24 protein-coding genes and 1 pseudogene are annotated in these 24,384 nt (G+C 63.0%); 6 read left to right on the top strand and 19 right to left on the bottom strand.

Going from position 1 to position 24,384, the window contains the following annotated elements; translation table 11 throughout:
• Nucleotides 1-353, top strand: a pseudogene (locus CKW40_RS15155) (integrase); the annotation flags it as partial.
• A 172-nt stretch (nucleotides 354-525) separates the two neighbouring features.
• Here CKW40_RS15155 and minE read toward each other — a convergent pair.
• From minE to CKW40_RS15125, 6 genes are all read right to left on the bottom strand, one after another.
• A complete protein-coding gene (minE, locus tag CKW40_RS15150) occupies nucleotides 526-801 on the bottom strand; it encodes a cell division topological specificity factor MinE (protein WP_095200674.1) in 276 nt (91 codons plus the stop codon).
• Entirely contained in the window at nucleotides 798-1,613 is an 816-nt protein-coding gene (minD, locus tag CKW40_RS15145) for a septum site-determining protein MinD (protein WP_095200673.1), read from the bottom strand. Before minD ends, minE begins: the two co-directional genes overlap by 4 nt.
• A 74-nt stretch (nucleotides 1,614-1,687) precedes the next feature.
• Nucleotides 1,688-2,518 (bottom strand): septum site-determining protein MinC, encoded by an 831-nt coding sequence (gene minC / locus CKW40_RS15140; protein WP_095200672.1) that lies wholly within the window; start codon nucleotides 2,516-2,518, stop codon nucleotides 1,688-1,690.
• A 144-nt stretch (nucleotides 2,519-2,662) separates the two neighbouring features.
• A complete protein-coding gene (locus tag CKW40_RS15135; RefSeq protein ID WP_179297976.1) occupies nucleotides 2,663-4,339 on the bottom strand; it encodes a hypothetical protein in 1,677 nt (558 codons plus the stop codon).
• Nucleotides 4,340-4,472: 133 nt separating this feature from the next.
• Nucleotides 4,473-6,407: an SIR2 family protein gene (locus CKW40_RS15130; protein WP_095200670.1), complete on the bottom strand. Its 1,935-nt coding sequence runs from the start codon at nucleotides 6,405-6,407 to the stop codon at nucleotides 4,473-4,475.
• Nucleotides 6,408-7,009: 602 nt separating this feature from the next.
• The gene (locus CKW40_RS15125) at nucleotides 7,010-7,159 is read right to left on the bottom strand and encodes a hypothetical protein (RefSeq protein WP_095200669.1); all 150 of its coding nucleotides are present in this window, start codon (nucleotides 7,157-7,159) and stop codon (nucleotides 7,010-7,012) included.
• Nucleotides 7,160-7,390: 231 nt separating this feature from the next.
• Here CKW40_RS15125 and CKW40_RS15120 point away from each other — a divergent pair, with 231 nt between their 5' ends.
• Nucleotides 7,391-7,888, top strand: a complete 498-nt coding sequence (locus tag CKW40_RS15120; RefSeq protein WP_143748299.1) for a hypothetical protein — start codon at nucleotides 7,391-7,393, stop codon at nucleotides 7,886-7,888.
• Nucleotides 7,889-8,072: 184 nt separating this feature from the next.
• On the opposite strand, the gene CKW40_RS15115 is transcribed toward CKW40_RS15120, so the two are convergent.
• Nucleotides 8,073-8,540, bottom strand: coding sequence for a hypothetical protein (locus CKW40_RS15115; RefSeq protein WP_095200667.1), 468 nt, complete (start codon nucleotides 8,538-8,540; stop codon nucleotides 8,073-8,075).
• Nucleotides 8,541-8,781: 241 nt separating this feature from the next.
• Here CKW40_RS15115 and CKW40_RS15110 point away from each other — a divergent pair, with 241 nt between their 5' ends.
• Nucleotides 8,782-10,197 carry an alpha/beta fold hydrolase gene (locus CKW40_RS15110; protein ID WP_095200666.1) on the top strand — a complete coding sequence of 472 codons (1,416 nt, stop codon included), beginning with the start codon at nucleotides 8,782-8,784 and terminating at the stop codon, nucleotides 10,195-10,197.
• A 159-nt stretch (nucleotides 10,198-10,356) separates the two neighbouring features.
• On the opposite strand, the gene CKW40_RS15105 is transcribed toward CKW40_RS15110, so the two are convergent.
• From CKW40_RS15105 to CKW40_RS15055, 11 genes are all read right to left on the bottom strand, one after another.
• Complete coding sequence (locus CKW40_RS15105) at nucleotides 10,357-10,506, bottom strand: hypothetical protein (protein WP_095200665.1); 150 nt, start codon at nucleotides 10,504-10,506, stop codon at nucleotides 10,357-10,359.
• A gap of 24 nt (nucleotides 10,507-10,530) precedes the next feature.
• Nucleotides 10,531-10,854 (bottom strand): DUF2934 domain-containing protein, encoded by a 324-nt coding sequence (locus tag CKW40_RS15100; RefSeq protein WP_095200664.1) that lies wholly within the window; start codon nucleotides 10,852-10,854, stop codon nucleotides 10,531-10,533.
• A gap of 112 nt (nucleotides 10,855-10,966) precedes the next feature.
• Nucleotides 10,967-11,575: a BA14K family protein gene (locus tag CKW40_RS15095; protein ID WP_095200663.1), complete on the bottom strand. Its 609-nt coding sequence runs from the start codon at nucleotides 11,573-11,575 to the stop codon at nucleotides 10,967-10,969.
• A 77-nt stretch (nucleotides 11,576-11,652) separates the two neighbouring features.
• The gene (locus CKW40_RS15090) at nucleotides 11,653-12,174 is read right to left on the bottom strand and encodes a DoxX family protein (protein WP_095200662.1); all 522 of its coding nucleotides are present in this window, start codon (nucleotides 12,172-12,174) and stop codon (nucleotides 11,653-11,655) included.
• Nucleotides 12,175-12,550: 376 nt separating this feature from the next.
• Nucleotides 12,551-13,030 (bottom strand): tetratricopeptide repeat protein, encoded by a 480-nt coding sequence (locus tag CKW40_RS15085; protein ID WP_095200661.1) that lies wholly within the window; start codon nucleotides 13,028-13,030, stop codon nucleotides 12,551-12,553.
• Between the two features lie 30 nt (nucleotides 13,031-13,060).
• Entirely contained in the window at nucleotides 13,061-14,032 is a 972-nt protein-coding gene (locus tag CKW40_RS15080; protein WP_095200660.1) for an MBL fold metallo-hydrolase, read from the bottom strand.
• A gap of 142 nt (nucleotides 14,033-14,174) precedes the next feature.
• On the bottom strand, nucleotides 14,175-14,396 hold the full coding sequence (locus tag CKW40_RS15075) for a DUF680 domain-containing protein (protein WP_095200659.1): 222 nt from the start codon (nucleotides 14,394-14,396) through the stop codon (nucleotides 14,175-14,177).
• Between the two features lie 41 nt (nucleotides 14,397-14,437).
• Complete coding sequence (locus CKW40_RS15070; protein WP_095200658.1) at nucleotides 14,438-14,686, bottom strand: DUF680 domain-containing protein; 249 nt, start codon at nucleotides 14,684-14,686, stop codon at nucleotides 14,438-14,440.
• Nucleotides 14,687-14,914: 228 nt separating this feature from the next.
• On the bottom strand, nucleotides 14,915-15,214 hold the full coding sequence (locus CKW40_RS15065) for a hypothetical protein (RefSeq protein ID WP_095200657.1): 300 nt from the start codon (nucleotides 15,212-15,214) through the stop codon (nucleotides 14,915-14,917).
• A 168-nt stretch (nucleotides 15,215-15,382) separates the two neighbouring features.
• Complete coding sequence (locus CKW40_RS15060) at nucleotides 15,383-16,345, bottom strand: AraC family transcriptional regulator (RefSeq protein ID WP_095200656.1); 963 nt, start codon at nucleotides 16,343-16,345, stop codon at nucleotides 15,383-15,385.
• A gap of 152 nt (nucleotides 16,346-16,497) precedes the next feature.
• Nucleotides 16,498-17,559 carry a helix-turn-helix domain-containing protein gene (locus CKW40_RS15055; protein WP_095200655.1) on the bottom strand — a complete coding sequence of 354 codons (1,062 nt, stop codon included), beginning with the start codon at nucleotides 17,557-17,559 and terminating at the stop codon, nucleotides 16,498-16,500.
• 324 nt (nucleotides 17,560-17,883) lie between these two features.
• Here CKW40_RS15055 and CKW40_RS15050 point away from each other — a divergent pair, with 324 nt between their 5' ends.
• From CKW40_RS15050 to CKW40_RS15040, 3 genes are read left to right on the top strand one after another with little or no spacing between them, the layout of a single operon-like run.
• Nucleotides 17,884-22,002 (top strand): Pls/PosA family non-ribosomal peptide synthetase, encoded by a 4,119-nt coding sequence (locus tag CKW40_RS15050; RefSeq protein ID WP_179297974.1) that lies wholly within the window; start codon nucleotides 17,884-17,886, stop codon nucleotides 22,000-22,002.
• A 38-nt stretch (nucleotides 22,003-22,040) separates the two neighbouring features.
• Nucleotides 22,041-22,520, top strand: a complete 480-nt coding sequence (locus CKW40_RS15045) for a GNAT family N-acetyltransferase (RefSeq protein ID WP_095200653.1) — start codon at nucleotides 22,041-22,043, stop codon at nucleotides 22,518-22,520.
• A 47-nt stretch (nucleotides 22,521-22,567) separates the two neighbouring features.
• Nucleotides 22,568-23,176 (top strand): 4'-phosphopantetheinyl transferase family protein, encoded by a 609-nt coding sequence (locus CKW40_RS15040; protein WP_439330981.1) that lies wholly within the window; start codon nucleotides 22,568-22,570, stop codon nucleotides 23,174-23,176.
• Nucleotides 23,177-23,185: 9 nt separating this feature from the next.
• Here the strand turns inward: CKW40_RS15040 and CKW40_RS15035 are convergent, their stop codons facing one another.
• Nucleotides 23,186-24,280, bottom strand: a complete 1,095-nt coding sequence (locus CKW40_RS15035; RefSeq protein WP_095200652.1) for a KamA family radical SAM protein — start codon at nucleotides 24,278-24,280, stop codon at nucleotides 23,186-23,188.
• Between the last annotated feature and the right edge of the window lie 104 nt (nucleotides 24,281-24,384).

The raw sequence follows: 24,384 nt of genomic DNA, 5'->3' as shown, positions 1-24,384 counted from the left end.
GGCGCAGCTACAATGAGGAACGCCCGCATGAGGCACTCGCCATGGACACCCCAGCCCAGCATTACCGCCCCTCACGGCGCGCCATGCCAAGAACGCCGCCCGAGCCCGATTATCCGGACGAGGCGGCGGTGCGCCGTGTGCGCCACAATGGCGAGATCAAGTGGAATGGCGGCTTCGTCTATGTCTCGCAAACACTGGCCGGCGAAGCGGTCGCCGCCGCAGAGACCGAAGACGGCGAATGGATGCTCAGCTTCCATGCTCATCCGCTCGGCATCATCGACACCAGGCGCATGAAGCTTGTCCGTCGCAGCGCCGCGCCAACCAAACCGCTTGGCGCTGCGACGGACGCATAGGGGGAGAACTGTTACCCATGTATCCGGTTTAAAGTGTTACCCATCTATCGGCTGGACAAAGTCTTGGGGCGTCGCGCCGGCCCCACCCCGATCCGCTTTGCGGATCGACCTACCGGGGCGAGCCACGGGTCTCGCCCGTCCTCCGGACCCCCACAAAGGGGGAGGGTAAAGATCACCCCGCGATCGCCATCGGCACCGCGCTCTTGTTCGGGATCTGGATATCGATCTCCAGCGTCGACATGGTCTCGCCCCTGTCCATCGACACCTGCAGGTAATCCTGGTCGATCTGCACGTGCTTGGCGATCACCGCCATGATCTCCTCGCGCAGGATGGAGACGAGGTCGGGCTGGTTGCGGTTGCGGCGCTCATAGGCGAGCAGCACTTGCAGCCGCTCGCGCGCCACCGGCGCGCTGGAGCGCCGCTTGAAGAGGTCGAACAACACGTTCATGCCGCCCTCCTTCCCAACAGCCGGTCGAGGAAGCCCTTGCGCTCGAAGGGGACGACGACCGGCAGGTCCTCGCCTTCCAGCCGCCTTGCGGCGTCGATATAGGCCTTGGCCGCGGTGTTGAGCGGCTCCGACAGCGTCACCGGCGAACCGAGGTTGGAGGCGCGCAGCACATCCTGGCTTTCCGGGATGATGCCGAGCAGCGGCACCGACAGGATTTCCAGCACGTCATCTATGCTGAGCATTTCGCCGCGCGCGGCCCGCCCCGCGTCATAGCGGGTGACCAGAACATGCTTGGCGATCTGCTCGCCCTGTTCGGCGCGCATGGTGCGGGCGTCGAGCAGGCCGATGATGCGGTCGGAATCGCGCACCGAAGACACTTCCGGATTGGTGACGATGACCGCCTCGTCGGCAAAGCGCATGGCGAGCTGCGCGCCGCGCTCGATGCCGGCCGGGCTGTCGCAGAAGACATAGTCGAACACCGAGCGCAGCTTGTCGATGACTTCGCCGACGCCCTCCTCGGTCAGCGCGTCTTTGTCGCGCGTCTGCGAGGCCGGCAGCAGGAACAGCGTGTCGACACGCTTGTCGCGGATCAGCGCCTGCGACAGCTTTGCCGTGCCCTGGATGACGTTGACGAGGTCGAACACCACGCGGCGCTCCGCCCCCATGATCAGGTCGAGATTGCGCAGCCCGACGTCGAAATCGACCAGCGCCACCTTCTTGCCGGTCTTGGCCACGGCGGCACCGAGCGCCGCCGTCGAGGTGGTCTTGCCGACGCCCCCCTTGCCCGAAGTGACCACCACTACCTTGCCCATCGAAAAAGCCTCCGTCGTTGTTGTTCGTTTGTTGTCCCGGCCGCCCTGACGGCCTTCAAATTCAGTCAACCGCATCAGCTCAATGTTTCGACGCGCAGGCCCTCGCCGTCGAGGAAGGCCTGCACCGGTTTGCCGCGCGACACCCCTTCCATCTCCTCGGCGGTGATGTACCAGCCGTCGACCGACAGAAGCTCGGCCTCGTTGCGGCGGCAGAAGATGCGCGCGCCGGTGTTGCCGAGCGCGCCCGCCGAAGCGCGCCCGCGCAGCGTGCCGTAGACATGGATCGAGCCGGCGGCGACGATCTCCGAACCGGACGCGACCGAGCCCAGCACGATGACATCGCCATGCGGATGCATGATCGCCTGGCCGGAGCGGATCGGCGCCTTGATCATCAGCGTGCCCGAATCGTAGTGCGAAACCTGCGGCTCGCTTTCGTCAGTCTTGCTTGCGCCAGCCTTGCCCTTCGCAACGCTGGCAGCGTCCGTCCGCGCATCCATGCGGTGGTCCGGCGCCCTGCCCTCGGCCTTGCCCTCCGGCTTGCCGGAAACCTCGTCCTGCCCCTTGCGGCCAGGCAGCAGCCCATCCGTCGTCGCCTCCTTGGCGCCGACCAGCAAAGGCGGCAGCTCTGGCCCGAGCGAAGCCCCTTCAAGCTCGATGGCATAGATGCGGATACCGCGCGTGCCCAACTCAGTGACCAGCGCCGCGATCTCGCTCGGCCGCGGCTTCAGCACATTCAGATCCAGCAGCACCGGCCGCCCGGCAAAATAGCCCGGCGAGTTGCCGATCCAGTGATCCAGCCCCTGCAGCCACTCCACCATGGGCGCTTCCGGGGTCAAGGTGAAAGCGACGAAAGAACGAGCACGAAAGCGAATGGATTTGGCCTCGAGGGGAGCGGCAAAGGTCACGGCTGGCGAATCCTTACTGAGAGGTAAACGCTAGCGAGGGAATGGTTAACGAATGGTTAATGGGGGGGGCGACCACACGAAAACAGGCTCCCGACACCGCCACTCCTGAGAGTTCTAAAGTCCCTTAGGTGTCGGAAGCGAAAATTAGACCGAATGGTCGGTCAGGGGATTTGCTGAGCGGACGAAGGTAGTCCAGCGGCGATAGACATTGTCGTCGGCTAGCGTCGGATCGGCGGCGCCGATCCGCGTTACCACCGAGCGAAGCTGATCCTCGAACAGAACCATTCGATCTTGGAGTAAAACGGCATCGAGCAGAATGCACACGGCACGCGGATGATTCTCTGGATGTTTAGATGCATTTAGCAAGTGCAGCACTTCGTAGGATCGCGTTGGAGCTACAAGAGGCTTGATCGTTTCGACAGCTTCGGGAAAAAGCTTTTCGGTTGCGATCGCTGCAAGTGCAAACTGCGCGGAAACGTGCGAAGAGCGCAGTGCTGGCTCTGGCGGCCAGACTCGCTTCAGCCAAGGGGCGATTCGATCCCGCCAACGAGCATCGGCGTCGCCTCCGATTGGCTCATTGCCCTGCTGCTGCTCCCCTGAGCCTTCAGCCGTCATGTAACTAGCGATCCACGTTGCCGCCTGGCCACGCATCTCCTCGGGCATTGCCCGGATCGCGTCGCGAGCTTCCTCGCGCCTGAACTCGTCAATGCCGAACGCGACGCCTATCAGCATTAGCGACTGGGCGATATTGCGCCCCCAGCTTCCGAGGCGAGCCAGACGCGCGGGCTTAAAGAGCGGAATGAAACTCGGCTTGAGGGCCGACCACAGTTGCGGGTCAATCCGCGCTTGCCAAGCATAACCCTGCCACATTGAGATCGCTTCCTCCTCGTTCGTCCAGCCGAAGCATGGCACGAGCGTGCGACCGGCCCATTCTGGATCGATCGCAAAGAGATAGGAGATACGGCTCGCACCGATCACCCTTGCGGTGCGGTGGTTTGTCTCGGCCGGAGCCATCAGTCGATCAAGCCGCGCGCGAAGATCCTCCGGAATCCCTGCGCCCACTAGAGGGCGACGAGCGAACAAGGCATTCATGAAGGCGGTGGCGATGCGTCCGAGCGAGCGGTTCACCGCTACGCTCACCCAATCAATCGGGGCAAGATTGCCATTGTTGTCTTTCTGATCGAGCGTCGGTTCGTTAGCCGCCGCGTCGAGGGCGCGATCGAATAAGCGCCAAAAGTGCTCCGGCTCGCCTTCCGTGGCGATCGCACGGCTGCGTGCTTCAAGAAGATCTGCGGCGCCGCGCGTAACATCTGCCTTGTTGAAAAGGTCGTGAGGAAGGTCTGCCAGTAGCCCGAGGAGCTTGCGGCCAGTCTCTCCGGTATTCTCGCTTTCACGCAAACCCCAAAGAGCATGCTCCCAGACATCGGCGGAGCCATTGTCTTGGGCCTGAGCGAGCGACGCGAGGAGTGTAAAGGCCCGCTGCGGTTGCGCCGTGGCGAGTTGCTTCCAAGCATCAAGCAACCCCTCGCGCTCGTTGTAATCATTGCGAAGCGTATCGAGCAGCGCCTCATCATCCTTTGCCGCAAGGTCGTCAACACTGTAATTGGAATCGGGACCCCAGCGCATCTCCATCCAGCTCCCGAAGTGGGCGCGCTCATCCGGCAAAGCACGCCACTCGGGATAGGTAGTGCGGATTTCAGCTAGCCTGGCCGCGAGCCTTTCGGGCAGCGGCGGTTCGCCCAGCCGGTCGAGCACAATGAGGCGATCATACATTCGGCGATCACTGGATTTCCTTCGCTCTTCCGGATCGACATGACCCATCTGCCCCTCTGGGGGCCCCGCCAGTAGCACTGTCGACAACTCATCGCGGCCAGCATCGTTTAGCGCTGGCCATAATTTTACCAGCAAATCCATGGTCTCCTTACGGAAAGACGCATGCCAAAGAGGCCCCAACTCAGCCATGCAGCAGCACCTCCAGTTTTTCAGTTGCGGTGAAATGTGATGTCTGGGCGATTGCCGCGAAGACGAGCCGTTTGAAACCTGGGTAAGGAATGCGTCGCCAACGATTGACCCAGTAGCGGCTTTCACCGGCATCGGTGCCATCGATATGTAGCCAGCCACGCCAGATTAAGTCGAAGAAGTTTGCCCAATCGACATGATTGCGATTCTGCTCGTGCGGCACGATCGAAGGTCGCTGCACCACGCTTGGATCATAGGTCGGACTCGCCTCGCCGGCAGTCGCGTAAAGATCGAAAACCTGTCTCAGATGCGCCGTCAGCATATCGAGGTGCTCAGACCAAAAGATGTCTGGATTGAGGGTCGCGTCTATTGCGTTGAGCAACAGTGCAATCCCGCCATCTTCGCCGGTGAGCTTCACTTCGGCGTCGGCGAGATTGCCAAGTCGCGAACCATCCGGATCGCCACCGATCCCTCTGAGCGCTGCTGTGTATGATCGCTGGAAGGTCAGATACGGTCGGATGGCGAAAGCCAATTCTTGCTTCAGCCAAGCCGCCTCGCGATCGATCCTGATCGCATGACGCAAATCATTTGGGGGCATCTCGAACAGATAGTTCGTCCCCCATTCACCTTCACTCGCAACGATCCGCCAGAAGGCCTGATAGCCGGCGGCCAGCGGTGGTTGTGCATCGAGCCTGTTGCGAACAGCCCACCGTAGTCGGGCATGAAGCCGTTGGCCGTTGACGATCTTGCTAATCAGCCACTCGACCAACTTATGGTTCTCGAGATGCTTGATGAACCACGGAATAAGGGCCAACGCTGGTTCTGTGAGCAAGGGGGCGCCGCTGTTGTCAAGACGGAGGGGGACCAACGGTTCGACGTGATAGAGCGGCGCCAGCGGCTTCTCTCGCCCTTCTTTCTTTGCGTCCGCGACCTCTTGGTCAAAGGCTTTGCGCGCATCGGCGTCTCTCCGCTCGAACTCGAAAAGCCACTCCACCGGTGGCATAGGATTCATAGCGGCGAAGACCTTTGCGCCATGCCCCGCGTCACCAGGTCTGCCTGTGATCGCCCAGATGACGTTTGCGGCGTCGCTCGGGTTGAGTGCGCTAGGAAGGCGGCCGGCGTTGCGCTCGACTGCAATCTTGATGCTGGCAAGGTAGTCCTGCCGAGCGGCGGCCCACTCGACAAGCGTATCCTTGAGCGCCCGGTGATTATATGCAGCGCGGTAGAAAATCGGCTCCAGCCGGCGGTAGTGCCATGGTTTTGGATCGGGCGGGGAACCCTTGTAGGATACGAAGATATAGGCAGGTTCTCGTTTGCGACCGCTGCGCGAGATCGCGTCCTCCGCAGCGAAGGCATCCGTCATGTAGCGAAGCACGGGGTCATTAAGGCTATACCCGATGAAGAGAACCGTGAAATCGGCAAACAGGCGTGCGATGAACCGAGCCGCCCAGGCCTCAGTCAGATAAGCCCGACCGAAGTCTGCGCTGGTCAAGACGAGATGCTGGTTGTCATTTCCTACATCATCGAGCCGGCCATGCAAGTACACAATACTCTTCCAACTGGCGATCTGGTCGTTGCGCGGAATCGGAAGTACCGGTCCTGAGTGATAGTCCCTACCAAGAGCCATTCCGGCCTTTGTCTGCTCAAAAAATAGGTCAAAGTTCGTTGTAACTAGACGAACACCGTCGTTACCCCCGGTCAGGCGCGCCAGCTTCAGGATCGCCTCATGCATGGTGAGATCCTTGGCTGTCATCTTGAGGCGATCGACAGCCTTCGCACGCATCGCCTCGGCGCCGAACTCACTTTCCAGCGAGCCTAGCATCCTATCGAGCCATACCCAATCATCGCTCTTCTTTGCCGGCAGCGGCTTCCCAAGTTCACTATAGCAATATTCGACGAGACCCCTGAAATCAGGAAGACCCGCACCCATTGAAATGCCTGCGCCGCAAAAAATTACTACACGATCGTCTTCCAAATCTTGGACGAGTTTGTCTGGAACAATCGGACCATCTTTTACAAATCTTGGCACAATAAAACCAAATCCTAATTTATCGCCAGAACTCCAAACGCTTAGTTTTAAATACGGCGCGCACAAAAACGATTTGAGAGCCTCCGTGAAAGCTCTAGCGCGATCGATAGAACGACGTAAGGCGTTGCGCAATCGCCTTTGGAATTAGGTCAAACGATTGGATGCCGTTTGATGCGCTTCTTTTCCAGGCTGCTGACCAGGGCGCCAAACAGACGATGACGGTTGCAACGGGAAGGCCCCGTTTTTGGTCAGCCTTCGGTCGAGGTACGCATGAGGCGCAAGTGGCGTCCCCTGCCTACGCTCTTAACGCCGGCGCTTCCTGCCCGTGCGCTCGACAAGCTCCGACTTCCAATCGCGATCGATCAGTTCCAGCCTAGTACTTCGATCGGCGGCGCGGGTGGAATGGCCGGAGCCTCTATTTCCGGAGCTGAGGATGTGCATAAGCCCTATGCGGGGCGTCGGGTCCGGAAACCACCCGCTCAACGGCACTAGTAACGGCCCCCTCAATCCCGCTTGAAATACTGCACCTCGCGCTCATGCTTCTCCGCCGCTTCCCGCGTGTCGAACGTGCCCGGGTTCCGCCTTTTCCCGGTCTTCTCGTCCTTCTTGCGTGAATAAAGCCGGTATTTGCCGTCCTTGAGTTTGCGGATCATCTCGCCAGTCAGGCCTCGATCAGAATTTCCGCCTGGCCATGGGTGCGTCCCTCACCCCGCCGATGACGACCCACAGGCCTTGACCATTGCACGATGACGGGCGCCGGCAAGATCCCGGACCCTTCGCCCAAACGAAACCCCACGATCGGCTGTCTCGCCCCGTGGAGTTCGAGAACGCAGCCATGCTAGCCTCCACCGAGCCGCCTGAAGCGCGGACCTGAGGGGCAAGTCATGTTGGATCAATGGACTAATTTCTTCGTCATGGTGGGGGGCGGCGCGGCGGGACTTGCCGGGTTGATCTTCGTCGCGATCTCGATCAATCCCGAACGTATTGTCCGCAACACGACGCACAAGAACCGGGCAATCAACATGCTGTCGGGCTTCAGCGCGATTTTCATGGCATGCAGCCTGGCACTTCTGGGAGGTCAATATCTTCCGGCACTTGGCTTCGAATGGCTTTTCCTCTGGGGCATAGCGACATTCATCTTCGTCAGAGGCTATGTCGTCGCCATCATGGCGGGGATGAGTACCATCGGCTTGACCGGGCCGCGGCTGGCGGGCGGCACGCTGTGTTACCTGGCCGAGGTTGCAGGCGCGATTTTCCTTATTCTCGGGCGCGGCGTGGGCCTTTACATCGCGGCCCTTGGAACCATCGTTCTGTTCGCCTTCCTGATTTCAGGCGCATGGCTCCTCATCACCGGCATTTACGAAGAGCCGGCCGAGGGATGAGTTACACGCCCGGCGCTTCGGCCCATCGACGTGCATAGGCCGGTGTCTAGATCCCGGAACGCCGGTCGAGGCCTCCCGCACGGCAGATGCTGGATTCGTTCACGCGGCGCGATGATCGCGGGTCGAGAAGTCCGCTGACGTCGCAAATTCCGGATGGTTCAACTTCCCGAAACGGATAATCGGTTCACTGAGATACGTTGGGCACCCGCCAGCGTGGCGTTCCCACAATTTGCCCACCCTTTGCGGCCTTGAAATAGGTCGCCGCGAGATCCTCGTCACACATCCATGACAGGTATATCTGGATTGACCCGCCCTCCTCGGTGACGGGGTAGCGATCGCTGCATGCCCCGATGCGCTTTTGATACAGGCGCTTTTGCTTGGCGGTCAGTCGATCGAGAAATCCAGCCTCGCATTTGTCGATCACGTCTTCCGACATGAATTCGTCGCCGCTCGATTCCCAGGCGCAGGCCTGGTGCAATTTGTGAGCGGCCAGGCAATCGGGCGCGGCCTTGATGTCCGTCTCCAATTGAATGCCTTTCGGGCACTGCATGTCCTCCGCGGCCGCGGGAGCGACCAATAGAGCCCCATCAGGATTGCGCAGCTGGTCCGCATATCGAATTCCCCGGCGGCCTCTCCAGATCGGTTTTTGCATCCGTCGCATCTTAGCCGAATGGGCGCAAACGGGAAACATTGTTGCTTCCGGCGGTGTTCTGCGAGCCGGGATGTGACAGGCCTGCGGCACCCACACCTGGCACCCGTCCCGCACCAACAACCGCCGCCCGGTCCCGTGCCCTGGAACGTCGACCTGGGCGAATGCCAGGCAAGGCGTCCAGATAAATGGAGCGGTCTTTCCCTTGCGTCTGTGCTATGTCGGATAGTGAAGGAGGGGCAAGGTGAACGAGACCCGCAAACTTGCGGCGATCCTTGCTGCTGACGTGGTCGGCTACAGCCGGCTTGCCAGTGCCGACGAAGATCGCACCCTGGCGAGGTTGCGGGCACTGCGCAGCGACCTGATCGATCCGGCGATTGCCGTGCACAACGGGCGCGTGATCAAGCGCACAGGGGATGGGGCGTTGGTCGAGTTCCGCAGCGTGGTCGATGCCGTGCGCTGTGCGATCGAGGTGCAGAACGGCATGGTCGAGCGCAATGCCGGTGTGCCGCAGGACCGCCGCATCGAATTCCGGATCGGTATCCATCTGGGGGATGTCGTCGAGGAAAGCGACGGCGACTTGATGGGTGACGGCGTCAACATCGCCTCACGCCTGGAAGGCGTCGCGTCGCCGGGCACCATTTGCCTGTCCGAGGATGCCTATCGTCAGGTCAAGGCCAGGCTTGACCTTTCAGTCAGCGATCTCGGCAGCACACAGCTCAAGAACATCGCCGAGCCCATCCGGGTCTATTTGCTTCGCGTCGGCGGCGGGTATTCTGTTGCAACGAAGCGATCGGCTGATCTTGAACGGCAAGTAACCCACGAACTAACCCAGTCGATTGCGTATTGCCGCGCGAAAGACGGTGTTCAGCTTGCCTGGGCCAAGGTTGGGAGCGGACCACCTCTCATGAAGGCCGCTAATTGGCTGAACCACTTGGAGTATGATTGGGAGAGTCCCGTCTGGCATCACTTACTAGAGGGGCTTGCAAGCGAACACACCCTTATCCGCTATGACGCGCGAGGGAATGGAATGTCGGATAGGAATGTGGACGAGCTTTCACTTCAAAACTGGGTGAGCGATTTGGAAGCCGTTGCTAATGCGGCACGTCTCACGCGCTTCCCTTTGTTCGGCGCATCCCAGGGATGTGCCGTTTCGATTGCCTACGCTGTGCGCCACCCCAAAAAGGTGTCACATCTCATCCTCTACGGCGGCTTTGCATTGGGTGGACGGAAGCGTTCGCCCGAGGAGCGCCAGAAACGCGATGCTATGACGACCTTGATGCGTTTAGGATGGGGATCGGACGAACCGACGTTTCGTCAATTGTTTTCGTCACAGTTTCTCCCTGAAGGCACCAAAGAGCAGATCGAAGCCTTCAACGAGCTGCAACGACGGACGATCTCGCCTGAGTGCGCAGCACAGTATTTTGAAGTCGTCGGTGATCTCGATGTTCGCGAACTTCTTCCGAAGGTGAAGGTACCAACACTTGTCATGCACGTTCGCGATGATCGAGTCTGCCCGCTCGAGGCGGGCAGACAAATGGCTGCTGCTATTCCCGGTGCTCGCTTCGTTGCGTTCGATGGCAAGAATCACCTGTTTCTGAAGGATGAGGCGGCTTGCCTACAGTTTTTTGATGAAGTGAGGCGTTTTCTCCTATCATAGCTAGAGTCCGCTTCTGGGCAACGGCAAGATCAACTTCAACGTCCGACATTAGGCGCATTGCTGCCGCTGTACTTAGACGGATTATGGTTAAACCGGTCACGGCAGCGGCTGATGTATCGCCATCGCGACAGTCAGAGGCAAGCACCAAACACCTCCTCCTTAAAGCCGCTTGAAATACTGCACCTCGCGCTCATGCTTCTCCGCCGCCTCGCGGTTATCGAACGTCCCCAGGTTCCGCCTTTTCCCGGTCTTCTCGTCCTTCTTGCGGGAATAAAGCCGGTATTTTCCGTCCTTGAGTTTGCGGATCATCTCGCTCTCCCCAGTTGGGATCGATCAGGATTTGCGCCTGTCCTTGAGGCTGCGCGCTGCCTGCTCCACCGCCGCGCGGTCGCTGCCCAGGCGGTCGAGCAGCGCCTGCGCCTCGTCGCCCGATATGCCGGTGCGCATGGCCAGCGCTTCGACCTCCAGCACGTCGGTGCTGGCGATCTCGCGTGTTTGCGGCAACGCGTCGTCGGCCGTCAGCGGCAGGGCGGCTTCCCGGTCGATCTCCATTTCGGCCTGGTGCCAATGGCGCTCGTGGTCGCCATGGGCGCCGCCTTCGCGTTGCCAGATTGCGTAGGCACGGTCCCGGATCTTGTCGTTACGGTCGTCGGTCATGGTGGTTCTCCCTTCGTGTCAGGGAGGAACGCCGCGCCGGCGGGATTGATCCAAAAATTTTGCGTGATCGAAATGGCCAGGGATCGCACGCGATTCAAGCAGCCTGCGCCCCCTACTCGCACTGGCGCCTGGGCCCACCGGAATAGGGCTGGTAGCTGTTGTCCTCGGGACGGTAGGAGCGGTAGCGGCTGAAGCAGGATTGGACGTGGTCGTCCGAAAGGTCGGCCGACGCAACCAGGGGCGCCGCGCCGCCCTCGACATAGCTGACTGCGGCGGGCGCGGCCTGGTCGGCGGCGGCAGTGGTGTCGAGATAGGGCGACACGCAAGGGCGCTGCTGCCCGCTGTAGGACCTGTAGCTGTTGTCGTCGGGATTGTAGGAGCGGTAGCGGTCCGCGCACCAGCTGACATGGGCGGGCGGCAGCCTGGCCTGCTGCGCGCCGGCGTCGGGCGTCGCCACGACTGTATTGGTCGGGTCGGGCGACTGCACCTTGGCGGCGGCGTCGGGTGCGGCGTGCTGCGCGGCGGCCACGCGCTCCAGGCCCGGCGCGGCCTTGTCCATGGGCTGTGCGTCCTTGGTCCACAGCTGCGAGACACTGTCGGCTGGCCTGGTCTGATGCGCGGGTTTGGCGACGATCAGCCAGGCGGCGAAGGCCAGCCCGCTGGCGAAGACCGCAAGGGTCAGGACAAAGCCTGCGACCAGTGCCAAAACCGCTTTCATCACACACTCCTTGAGCCCCTGCTAATAGAATGCGGAGCACCCGGACTGGTTCCAGCGAGCGAGCGTTTGGCAAAGGTGCCTCAAACCGGCAACCGCACATCCACCGAGAACTCGTTCTCCACCGCCAGCAATGCCTTGACCATCTCCTTGTCGCGCTCACGCTTTTGCAGGGCGCGGGCCAGCAGCCAGTCCAGCGACAGCCGGCCGGCGCCGACGGCGGCCAGCACGAACATGCCGCCTGATATGGCCAGGTCCTTTTCGAAATTCAGCAGTTCGTTCTGGCTGGCGAAGTTGGTGTGGAACAGCAAGGCGGTGGCCAGGCAGAACAGGCCGAGCCCGATGCCGCCCAGTCGCGTCAGCAGGCCTGATGCCACCGAGAGCCCTGCCCCCAGTTGCAGGGCGATGGTGGCGACAAACAGCGGCAGGCCGACGCCCTGGGCCGCCATCGCCCTGGCGGCGCCGTCGAAATGGGTGGCCAGTGTCACGCCCTCATGCAGGAAGATGAAGGACATAAGCAGGCGGCCGGCAAGCAGGGTCACGTCCCTGATGTGGTATTTCGTGGCGAGGCCGGTGAGCTTCGCGGCGATGTCGTTCGGTGTCATGGGGTCAGCCTCCAATTTTTAGCATGAGGCAAGCGCCGCCCGCCGTGGGACGCGCGAGAACGGCGCCTGCCGGATGTGACTGTTCGAAAAGGCCGGAGCCGGCTCGCGGAAGAGCGCCGGCTCCGGCAATGGGCGCCAGCCACGAGCGCCCAAACTTTGGTTCACTTGGGTTAAGGTCAGCGCCAGGCCCCCTCATCCGGCCGCTTCGCGTCCACCTTTGCCGGGGCGAGTCGCGGGCCTCGCCCGTCCTTCGGACCCCCGAGGGGAGAAGAGAAAGGCGCGCCGGCGTTGGCTCCTCCTCTCCCCTCGGGGAGAGGTCGGATTGCCCCGAATTGCTCTTTGCAATTCGGTCTGGGCAATCCGGGTGAGGGAGAACTTACTGCGTCACCTTGGTGTCGATGGCCTTTTGCAGGTCGGAAAGCTCGTCGCAGCCGGCGGGGCAGAGTTTCTGCAACGAGGCCAGCTGCGCCTTGGCCTTGTCCATGTCGCCGGTCTCGACATAGAGCTCGCCCAGATATTCGCGGGCGGCCTTGTGGTCGGGCTTCAGCTCCAGCGCCTTGTTGTAGTAGGTCAGCGCGGTGGTGAAGTCGCCGGTCTTGCGCAGCGTGAAGCCGAGCAGATTGTAGACGTCGGCCTGCTGGTTGTCCTGCGCGAGATCGCGCAGATCGGCCAGCGCGCCCTTGTAATCCTTGGCGGCGATCTTGGCCTGGACGGCGGTAAGGTCGGGCGCATCGGCGCCCTCGATGTCATCCACCGCATAGGCCGGCATCACAGTGGCGACGGGCACAACGGTCAGCACGGCAATGGCGCCGAGCAGGCCGAACAGGGCGTTTCTGCCCAAGAGAAGCTGTTTCATTGTCTTACTCGCTTGGTTTGGGTTACCCGTTCAAATCTGAACGGGAGAGAAGCCATAGGCGTTGCCGTCCTTGACGAAGACGCCGGTGCCGGGGAACGGGAAGTGCGACCCGGAAATGCGGATATTGTCCGCGATCACCCGGTCGATGATCTTGTGGCGCGTGGCAATCGCGGTCGGCCCATCCTGGTCGTAGGCGCCCTGCCACTCCGGATGCGGTGCCAGCAAAGCGGGCACATACATGGTGTCGGCCGAGATCATCAGCTGCTCCTTGCCGGAATTGGCGAGGTACACCGAATGCCCCGGCGTGTGGCCGGGCGCGGCGATGATCTGGATGCCGGGCGCCACTTCCGCGCCGTCCTGAACCAGCTTCCAGTTCTTCCATTTCGGAAAGTTCTCGGCGATGCGCTTGCCAGCCGGCTTGCGGCCCTCGGGCAGCTTGGCCAGCCGGCTCGGGTCGGTCCACCAATTGTATTCGGTGGCGTTGACGATCAGCTCGGCATTGGGGAACACCGGCGTGTTGGTGCCCTTCTCCATCAGGCCCCAGACGTGGTCGGGGTGGAAATGCGAGATCATGATGGTGTCGATCGCCTTGTAGTCGATGCCGGCGGCGGCCATGTTGGCCGGCAGATGCGTGGCATTGGCCTGCCATTGGCCGACGCCCGAGCCGGCATCCATCATGATCAGTTTTCCGCCCATCTTGAGCACGACGACGGTGAGCGGGATGGGCATGAAGTCGGTGGTCAGCCCCGCCTTGGCGAGGGCCGCCTTGGTGTCTTCGACCGAAACATCCTTGATGAAGGCCGGGTCGTGCGGCTTCTTCCAGATGCCGTCATAGATGGCGGTCACCTCGATATCGCCGACCGTATATTTGTAGAAACCGACGGTCGGCTCCACCGGGGTTTCGGCAAAGGCGGGACGGGTGAACTCAAGTTTGCCGGCGAGGCCGAAGGCAGCGGCAGCAGTGGCGGTTCCAAGCAGTGTGCGGCGTGTCATGCTGAACATGGGTGATCTCCTGTGGGGTTGCGTGGCAGTGGCAAAAGTCGGAAGGCGAGAAATTCCAGGGGTGACGGAGGGCCACGCCACATGGCCCCCCGTCCTGATTGCGGACTGGGTCGGGACCTCGAGGCTGTCCCAACCCCTGAACTCAGTTGCCCCAGTTGTCCTGGGCTGGCTCATCCGCATCAGATTTCATCGTCGCCTCGGCACTGTGCCGGACCATGTCCGGCTTGCGGATCGAGGCGGTGTAGCTGTTGTCGATGGTGGCGGTGGTCTGGTTGACGGGGCGGTCGCCGAAATGGTCGCTGCCGGCAAAGGCGCCGGTGGTGGCAACCAGGATGGCGATGGCGGTGAGAGCGAGGGTTTTCATGTCGATGGTTCCTGTTGTTGAGAGATTGCTTGAGGGCACGCTCAGCGGCCCCAGAGGCCTTCGTCGTTGTGCCGGTTGATGATGTCCTGCACCGATCCCTGGCTCGGCCCGGTCGTCACCTTGGTGTCGACGCCGTCAGGACGTGCCGTGTAGGGAATCGAAGCGGTGGCATTGGTGTCGACAGAGGCGACAGGCTGGTTTCCAGTGTTGCCACCGAAATGATCACTGCCGGCAAAGGCAGCATTCGAGGCAAGCACCACCGCAGCCACGCCGAGAGCGAGCTTGGTCATTTCTAGCAATCCTTGTTTCGTTTCCTCAGGTCGCGGGCCGGCAGATTGGCCCCGCTGAAGGGAAGACCCGGCAAGGCGGTGCTTTATTCCCGAGGGGTGCGAGATTTTTTTGGAAGGGGAATCAGGGCTCGATGAACCCAACCTTGGCAGAGCCCAATAGGCGCGACCTAGACACACAAAAGGCGCCGGCTCAGCGCCGGCGCCTCGGTGATGTCGGTACCGACCCGCCTACGGACAGGTCTTCTTACCGCAGACCGCGATGCAGATCGCCGGGTTCGAACAGGTGTAGGTCTTCTTGGAACTGGTGCCGGATGAGGAGCCGCCGCCGGACGCGGCAAGCTGGCCGGGCCCGCCCTGGTCCAGCGTCTTCATGTCGCGATTGTTGGCGCTGATCTTGCCGCATATCTCGGCGCCGCAGACCGCCTTGCAGATCGCCGGGTTCCAGCATTTGTAAGCCGCGAAGACCTCGGTCGGAAGAAGGGCGCAGAAAACCGAGATGCCGAATATCAATCTTTTCGCCGCACGCATTGTTGCCTCCAGGGGCCAGTTTTACCGATGTCACGGAGGCCCGGCCGCCCAGCCTCCGTTCCCGCGCATGCCTCATGCAGCGCGTCCGCCGGCGCGACTATGCGGATGCCAAGCCAAGGGCGTATCGCACTGGCGGCACAGGCGGATGGCACTGGCGGAACAGGCGCCTCACTGCGCCAGGCCGGCGCGCACCTCGGACGGCGTCATGCGATAGCGCGAGCGGAACTGCCGGTAGAAGGTCGACGGCTCGACCAGCCCCGCCTCGAAGGCGAGATCGGCGATCGGCCGTGCCGCGAAAAGCGGGCTGGCGAGCTGCCGGTGGATCCGCTCCAGCCGCCTTTGCATGACATAGTCGGAAAAGCCCTGCCCTTCCTCGGCGAACAGGCGCCTGATGTAACGCGGGCTGATGCCGAGGCCCCTTCCCGCCATCTCCGCTGACAGCCGCGCTTTGTGCAGATTCTCCTCGATGTAGCGCTTGATGGCCTCGATGCGCGCGGCGCGGACGCCGCGTCCGGCGATCACTTCACCCACCTCGCGGCTGGCGCCGACCGCGGCCGCGAACAGGTCGGCAATGTGCTGGGCCGCCAGCGGCGCCAGCCCGGCGCTCATCCCGCCCTGGGCCACCGCTCTGACATAGGCCAGGAGAAGCCGCGCCTCCGGCGTGGCGGGGTTGATCGCATCCGGCCTGAGATCGCCGACATGGCGCACCAGCGGCTCCAGGGTCGACCTGTTGAAGCGGGCGCAGATGGTCCACTCGCCGTTTGGCGCCCTGGCGCGCCAGCGCCCGTCCATCGGCATGATGCAGGGCGCACCGGCCGGTGTCTCCACCGTTCCATGGCTTGGTGTGTCAAAACCCCAGCCGCCGGCGATCCAGGACACGACGAGGTCGTCATTGGCATCCTGCCGCAGCGCTGCCGTGCGTTCCCAGGCCATCGGCGCAACCTTGCCCTCGGCCACGCTCACCCCTGGCAGCAGGAGCGTGGTGGCGCTCAGATGCAGCGCGCCGCCCTCCAGCGGGGCGAGGTCCAGCCGCATGCAGATGCGGCCGTAGAATTCGCGCACGGCTTCCTCGCGCTCGCGATCGGCAATCTCGTCCGTGGACAGGACGATGACATTGTCCGGGCTGGACACCTGCGTTCGATCCCCGTTCTTCCCTTCGGTTTTCGTGCGGTCGACAGGGACAGTTCAAGGCCTATGTGGACGCTCCGCGCAAAAGTGGCGGCAGGCGCAAGGAATGTGGCCACAGCTGCAAGATCGGCATCGGATTGTCTGCTGTCCGGGCTTCAGCGGAGTTCGCGGATCCAATGCCACAGGCTGCGGTTCGCGCCATGCCCGCGGTTGAGGCCGCGGCCTTCCGCGGCAAGCGCCCGCATCTCGCGCGGCGTCATGTCGAAGGAACGCCGGAAGGCGCGGACAAAACTCTTGCGGTGAACGAAGCCATAGCGGCCGGCGATCTCGCCAATGGCTTCGTGCCGACGGCCGGGATCGACAAGTTCGGCGCGGCAGCGGCGCAGCCTCTCCTCTTGGATGTATCTGGAGAGGCCGCCATGCGGCTCGAACAGATAATAGAGCTTGCGCGTCGAGATGCCGAACAGCGCGGCTATCGTTTCGGCGGTGAGGTCCCGGCCGCTGATATGCCTGTCGATATGGCGGCGGATTTCGCTGGTCAGCGCCAGTTGCACCGAAGTAGCGGCTTCCTCCGCGACAGTCAAATTGATCGCCGCGGCGGCGAGGTCCAGGGTCGGCCTGGTCACCGACTCGGCATCCCTGCGACTCATGGCCGGCGCTGCCTGGTAGAGGCCCAGCAGATGGCCGCGCAACAGCGCAGTCAACGGCGCGTTGCCCGGGATGACGCGCAGATTGTGCTCGTCGGGCGCCTTCAGAAGCGGCGCCAGCAGGCGGCGCGGCATGGTCAGGTTGAGGCTGTCGATACCGGACGTCCCTGTCGACTGGGCCTGCGCCAGGTCGGAGACGATCAGGTCGCCCGGGCAGGCCTTTTCATCCGGTCCGCCATCGCGCCGGCCGTGGCTGCCGCGCAGGCAGAGCTGCACGGTGATCTGGTCGAGACCGTCGCGTCCGATGCGGGCGCGCGAGCGGTCGAAGTTCTGCGCGACGCATCGATACGAACTGAGCGCGATCTCGCCGAAATCAAACGCTTCCGCATGGACATGGAAGCGGTCGTCGCCGCCACTGCGCAGGCGAACGTCGTAGAAGAAACTCATGTTCTCCTGCCACAGCGCGATGGCCTGCCTGGGCGCCAGGCTCGCCGAATCCAGCACGGAGCGCGGGACCCCGCAATCCGCGAGAGCCCCGCCCGGCTCTTGACCGTTGCCTGCCGCTGCCATCCGCCACGATCCTCCGCGAACCGCGCAGCATAGGCATGGTTGCCGAGCCGCGACAACACCGGCTTTGCACGGCAGCGGAGGGCCGCTCCTCCAGCCCCTCCCTGTTCACGATGTCCCGCTCAGACACACTTCAGAAACAATATTCAACAGTTCGGAAAAACTGGCGAAAAGATCGGATGCCATAAGCATCCCTCAACGGCCGGGAATCGGCCGCCGCACACGCGCACAACGGTCAAATGCAGCGGCGGCGCAGCCGGCAAAGGCCTGCCAATGCGGCGGCATGAACAGCCTGGCAATGCGCAGTAAGGGCGAGAAAGTTTGGAAATGGATTACGGTATCGATATCGCCGCATTGGACAGGGACGCGGCAAGGCCGGGCAAAGAGCCCGAAACTGGCGACGCGCAGCCGAAAACCGGCGCCGGCTCCGTAATCGCCGCGCACGGCCAGATTCTGACGGGCGCGGACTTCGCCCGGGCAGGCCAGCCCGGCGAGCGGCTCGATGCGGTCTTCGAACAGCTCGCCGAAACATTCGCCACCCTGCCGGCAGTGATCTCCGAAGGACGTGTTTGGACCTATCAGGAGCTCGACAAGCGCGCCAACCAGTTCGCCCGCCTGCTGGCCAAGCGCGGCGTGCGGCCGGGTGACCGGATCGGGCTCATTCTCGACCGTTCGGCGGAAACCTATGTGGCCTTGCTCGCCGTGGTGAAGGCGGGCGCCGCCTTCGTGCCGCTGGCCACCGCCTTTCCGCAGGAGCGCATGGCGCTGATCATCGAAGACGCCAGCGTCAGCCTGATCGTCACCATCGCCACCTATGCGTCGCGGGCCGACCAGTTGCCGGTTCCGCATGTGCTGATCGACAGCGCCGCCGCCGAGATCTCCAAACAGTCCGACGCGCCACTGAAGCCGCCCAAGGCACCGGCCCCCACTGCGGTCGAAGACATCTGCTACATCCTCTACACGTCGGGCACGACCGGCAGGCCGAAGGGCGTGGCCATCCGCCACCAGAGTTTCGTCAACTTCATCCGCGTCGCCGCCGCATCCTACGGCTACCGGCCGGGCGATCGTGTCTACCAGGGCATGACCATCGCCTTCGACTTTTCCTCCGAAGAGATCTGGGTGCCGTTCGTTGCCGGCGCGACCGTGGTGCCCGCACCCGGCCAGATGCCGCTCGTCGGCGAGGAACTGGCGGATTTCCTGCGTCTTCATGACATCACCTGCATGGCCTGCAGCCCGACGCTGCTGTCGTCGATGACATCTGATGTGCCCAGCCTGCGCACGCTGTTGGTCGGCGGTGAGGCCTGCCCGCACAATCTGGTGGTGCGCTGGTCGAAGCCGGGGCGGCAGATCCTCAACACCTATGGCCCGACAGAGGCGACCGTCACGGCAACGATGGGCGCGCTGACGCCGGACAAGCCCGTCACCATCGGTGCGCCGCTGCCCACCTATTCCATCGTCATTCTCGACGCTTCGCTGCCGGAGCTTGCCGAGCCTGGCGAACTGGGCGAGATCGGCATCGCCGGCATCGGGCTCGCGGTCGGTTATCTCAACAGGCAAGACCTGACCGAACAGAAATTCATTCCCGATTTCCTCGGCCTGCCGAACAACCCGTCGAAGCGCATCTACCGCACGGGCGACCTTGGCCGGATCAACGGCGATGGCGAAATCGAATATGCCGGACGCATCGACACCCAGGTGAAGATCCGCGGCTACCGCATCGAACTCGGCGAGATCGAGGCGGTGCTGCTCGACCAGCCTGACATCGCGCAGGCCGCAGTCACCACCTGGGAGATCGAGCCCGGCCGCGTCGAGCTCGTCGCCTACTACGCGCCCAAGGCCGGAGCGCCGGCGCTCTCGCGCGCCGACCTCGCCCAGACGATGAAGCGGCGCCTGCCGGATTACATGGTGCCCTCCTATCTGGAGGAACTGCCGGCGATCCCGATGACGGTGTCGAACAAGGTCGACCTTCGCCAGTTGCCGAAGCCGACAAGCACCAGGCTTTCGGCCGACCGCGCCATGGTGGCGCCCGGCAATGACGACGAGCGTTTCCTGGCCGACGCTCTGGCCGCGGTGCTGAAATTCGACGCGGTGTCGGTCGAGGACAATTTCTTCGACGACCTCGGCGCCAACTCGCTGCTGATGGCGCATTTCTGCGCCCGTGTGCGCACGCGCAAGGAATGGGCGACGACGTCCATGCGCGACATCTATCTCTATCCGACGGTTGCGCGCCTGGCCAAGCATCTGAGCGTGGCGGAAGAGATGACGACGGCCACCAATGAGCCTGTCCTCACCCGCCAGGCCTCGAATCTTGCCTATTGGAGCTGCGGCGCGGGCCAGCTTTCGTTCTATCTGCTCTACAGCTATGCCGCGCTCTGGGTCCTCGACCACGGTCTCGACTGGGTCTATGACGCGCTCGATGAACCGCTGCAGCTTTATCTCAGGTGCGTGGCGCTGTCGGCCGGCGTGTTCTTCGGCATGTCCGGCTTTGCCGTTGCCGCGAAATGGCTGCTCATCGGCCGCTGGAAGGCCGAGGCGTTCCCCATCTGGGGATGGCGCTACTATCGCTTCTGGGTCGTCAAGACGCTGATCCGCTCGGCGCCCGTCGTGCTGTTCCGCGGCAGCCCGCTCTACAGCATCTATCTGCAGCTGCTGGGCACCAAGCTCGGGCACAACGCCGTCATCGAATCCAAATCCGTACCCGTCTGCACGGATCTGATTTCGATCGGCGCCAACACCATCCTGCGCAAGGAATCGATGATCCTCGGCTATCGGGCCCAGGCCGGCTATATCCACACCGGACCGCTGAGCATCGGTCGCGATGCCTTCGTCGGCGTCGGCTCGACGCTCGACATCGACACCTCGATTGGCGACGGCGGCCAGCTTGGCCATTCGTCCTCGCTGCAACGCGGGCAAAGCATTCCCGATGGCGAGCATTGGCATGGATCGCCGGCCGTGCCGACCACGGCGGATTATTGCAAGGTGCGCACCGCGAACCCCTACGAGGTCCGGCGTTTCCTCTACGAGGCCGTTCAGCTGGTGCTGCTGTTTGCGGTCGTCACCCCGCTGCCGCTCCTGTTCCACAGCTATTGGGAATATGTCGGCGACGACTATCAGGAGACGATCGGTCTTGTCGCCATCGGCACCACGGTCACGCTTTTCGGCTATATCGCCGTGGCCTTTTTCGCCGCCACCGTCCTGCCGCGCGTTTTCAGCCTGATCCTGAAGCCTGGCCGCACCTACACACTCTACGGCTTCCGCTACTGGCTGCAGACCGTGTCCGAGTTCTCCAGCAATTCGCGTGTGCTGGGGCTGCTGTTCGGCGACAGCTCGGCGATCGTGCACTACATGCGCGCCATCGGCTGGAACCTCAACAAGGTGGTGCAGACCGGCTCCAATTTCGGCTCCAACCAGCAGCACGACAACCCGCTTCTGTGCGAGATCGGCACCGAAACCATGGTGTCGGACGGCCTGTACATGATCAATGTGCACAAATCCGCCTCGGCGTTCCGGCTGGAGCCCACCCGCATTGGCGAGCGCAACTATCTCGGCAACAACATCTACTATCCGCCGGATGGCCGCACGGGCGACAACGTCCTGCTCGGCACCAAGGTGATGATCCCCATCGACGGGCCGCTGCGCGAGAATGTCGGGCTGCTCGGTTCGCCTGCCTTTGAAATCCCGCGCATGGTCAACCGCGACAAGGAGCTTATCGCCGGCGTCGACGAGGCCGACCGGCGCCAGCGTATCCCATTCAAGAACCGCCACAATCTGGTGACGATCCTTCTGTTCATGGCGACCCAATGGGTCATGCTGTTCGCCACGCTGGCGATCTGGGACCGGGCGCTGAACTACTACACCGAATGGGCGGAGGTCGCTCTCTTCGTCGCCGTGCTCCTGACCTCGGCGATCACCATTCCGTTCTACATCTTCGTCGAGCGGGCAAGCCTTGGTTTCGGCCGGTTGAAGCCGCAAATGACGACGATCTACGACGTCGCCTTCTGGCGCCACGAACGCCACTGGAAGCTGGCGGATTCGCCGATCGTGCGCCTGTTTGCCGGCACGCCGTTCCGGCCGATGATCCTGCGCCTGCTGGGCGTCAAGGTCGGCAAGCGCGTCTATGACGGTGGAGCCAACCTCACCGAACGCTCGCTGGTGGAGATCGGCGATGACGCCACGCTCAACGAGGGCTGCGTCATCCAGGCCCATTCGCTGGAAGAAGGTGCGTTCAAGTCGGACTTCATCCGTATCGGTGACGGTTGTACGCTCGGGCCTTCCGCCTTTGTCCATTACGGCGTCGTCATGGGCAAAGGATCGGTGGTCGATACGGACTCCTTCGTGATGAAGGGCGAAGAGCTGGAGCCCAACTCGATCTGGCGCGGCAACCCGGCCAAGCTGCATCGGTTCGTCGAGCCGATCATGGAGGACAGCTCCAGCGCATCGGCTTGAGCTGACTGGCCATCCGGGCCGATATCATTGGAGGTCCCGTGACAGAGCGATCCGGAAGCAGCATTGAAATCCGGATCGCCCCGGTAACCCCGGCCAATCGAACCCTGGTCACCGCACTGCAACTGGCGCCTCAGCAGATGGATTTCGTCGCAAGCAATGCGGACTCGCTGCGCGAAGCCAGATCCGACAAGGACGCGCGACCGCGCGTCATCATGGCTGGGGATCAGCTCGTCGGGTTCCTGATGTACGAGGCGCCACGGGACGACGACGAGGCGCGCATCTACCGTTTCATGATCGACCGCGCCTGGCAGGGCAGAGGCTACGGCAAGGCCGCGTTGCGCGAGGTGCTGCGCGAAATCGGCGGGCTCGGTCACATCAGGCACGTTTCCATCTGCTACGAACCCGAAAATGAAGCGGCGCGCCAGCTCTATCGCCGTGCCGGCTTCGTCGAAGAAGGGCTCGATGAGGATGGCGAAATGATCGCCGACCTCGCCCTGCCGGCATCGACCAGCCGATGATGTCCCCCTCAAATCCTTCGCCTCCAGATTTGCCTGAGGAAACCTCCGTGGCGCGGGCGCTGGCCGCCATCGCCCCGAAGGGAATCCGCACCGGATGCCGGCTGATACGCGACGCGGACGAGGCCCATCTGCTGCCCGAAGAAGCGCGTTCGATCCCCGCGCGCCAGCCGGCCATGCGGCGCGCCAGTGGTGCCGCCCGCTGGATCGCGCACCGGCTGCTGGCCGATATCGGCATCAGCAACGTCGCCATCCCGCGCGCGCCGTCCGCTGCTCCGGTCTGGCCGGACGGGATAATTGGTTCGCTCGCCCATGACGACGACATGGCCGTGGCGGCGGTCGCGCAAATTGGCCACATCGTCTCCCTCGGTATCGACGTCGAGCCGGCACTGCCCCTGCCGGACGATATTTTCGCGCTCGTTGCGACCGCTGCGGACCGGATGGACACAGCCGACCAGCTTCTTGCCGGTCGCATCCTGTTTGCCGCCAAGGAAGCGGTCTACAAGGCCGTCTATCCGCTGGACCACCAGGTGCTGGGCTATGAGGATATCGCCGTCGACCTCGAGGCGGGCCGCGCGACGACAACGACAGGCCGCAGCGCCAGTCTCGTCTATTGCATTGCCCCGCGTGTGGTCGTGTTGGCATTTGTCGGGGAATAGCGCGCCGCCCTACTCGCTCACGATCTCCCGGTACGTCCTCACCGCGCCATCCAGCCCGCGTATCTGCCAGCTGTCCCCGTCGCGGCCCTCGATAGGACACGGCCCGAGCGGCACCTTGCCGCCGCCTTCCGGCAGGTCGAGCACATAGACGGGATTGCAGATGCCTGACAGGCGCGCCCTCAGCGCCTCCACCAGCGCCTGGCCCTGCGCAATCGTGGTGCGCCGGTGCGCCATGCCGCGCGCGAGGTCGCCATGATGCAGGTAGTAGGGTTTTACCCCCAGCCGGTACATCAGCTCGCGGCAGAGCTCTTCCAGCACCTCGACGCTGTCGTTGACGCCTTTCAGCAGGACGCTCTGGTTGAGCAGCACGAAGCCCGCTTGCCGCATGGTCCGGCAGGCTGTCTCGGTGGCATCGGTGATCTCCCGCGCGTGGTTGAAATGCGTGACCACGGTGACCATCAGCCGGCCCTGCAAGGCCTCGACCAGCCCGGATGTGATGCGCGACGGCAGCACGACGGGCACGCGCGTGTGGATGCGCAGGAGCCGGACATGCGGAATGGCCTCGATGCGCGCGCGGATTTCGGCAAGGGCCTTGTCGGGGAGCGACAGCGGGTCGCCGCCCGTCAGGATCACCTCGCGGATCTCGGGATGATCCGCAATATAGGCCAGCGCCGGCTCCAGCGCCTCGCGCGTATAGCCACGGCCGATCGAGGTCAGCGATTCCTTGCGGAAGCAGAACCGGCAATAGACCGCGCATTGATAGGTCGGGAACAACAGCACCCGGTCGGCATGGCGATGCGTCAGCCTGGGCACCGGGCTGAACTCATGGTCGGCGATCGGATCGCCAAGCTCGCCCTCGGTTTCCACCAATTCATCCGGTGACGGAATGACCTGCGCGCGGATCGGATCGGTCGGGTCGTTCCAGTCGATCAGGTCGAGATAGGCTTTTGGCGCGCGCACCTTGTGGAGCGCGGCGGCTTCCTGCGCGGCTTGGCGCTCGGCGGGAGACAGCGGCAGGGAAGCAAGGTCGCGCACATGGCGCACGCCATGGCGGACATCGTCCTGCCAGTCGGGGGCGCGGGTTGCATCTTTGAGGTCGGTCATATCAGGTCTCGGAGTGGTCGCGCGGACCTATCTGCCGGATGGGCGGCGCGGTCAACCACTGTCGCGATGCCAACCATGCCCGCCGAGCCCTACGGCGCCCCCCT

This window comes from Mesorhizobium carmichaelinearum (assembly GCF_900199455.1).
GTDB lineage: Bacteria > Pseudomonadota > Alphaproteobacteria > Rhizobiales > Rhizobiaceae > Mesorhizobium > Mesorhizobium carmichaelinearum.
This window is presented reverse-complemented; position numbering and strand designations above follow the sequence as displayed.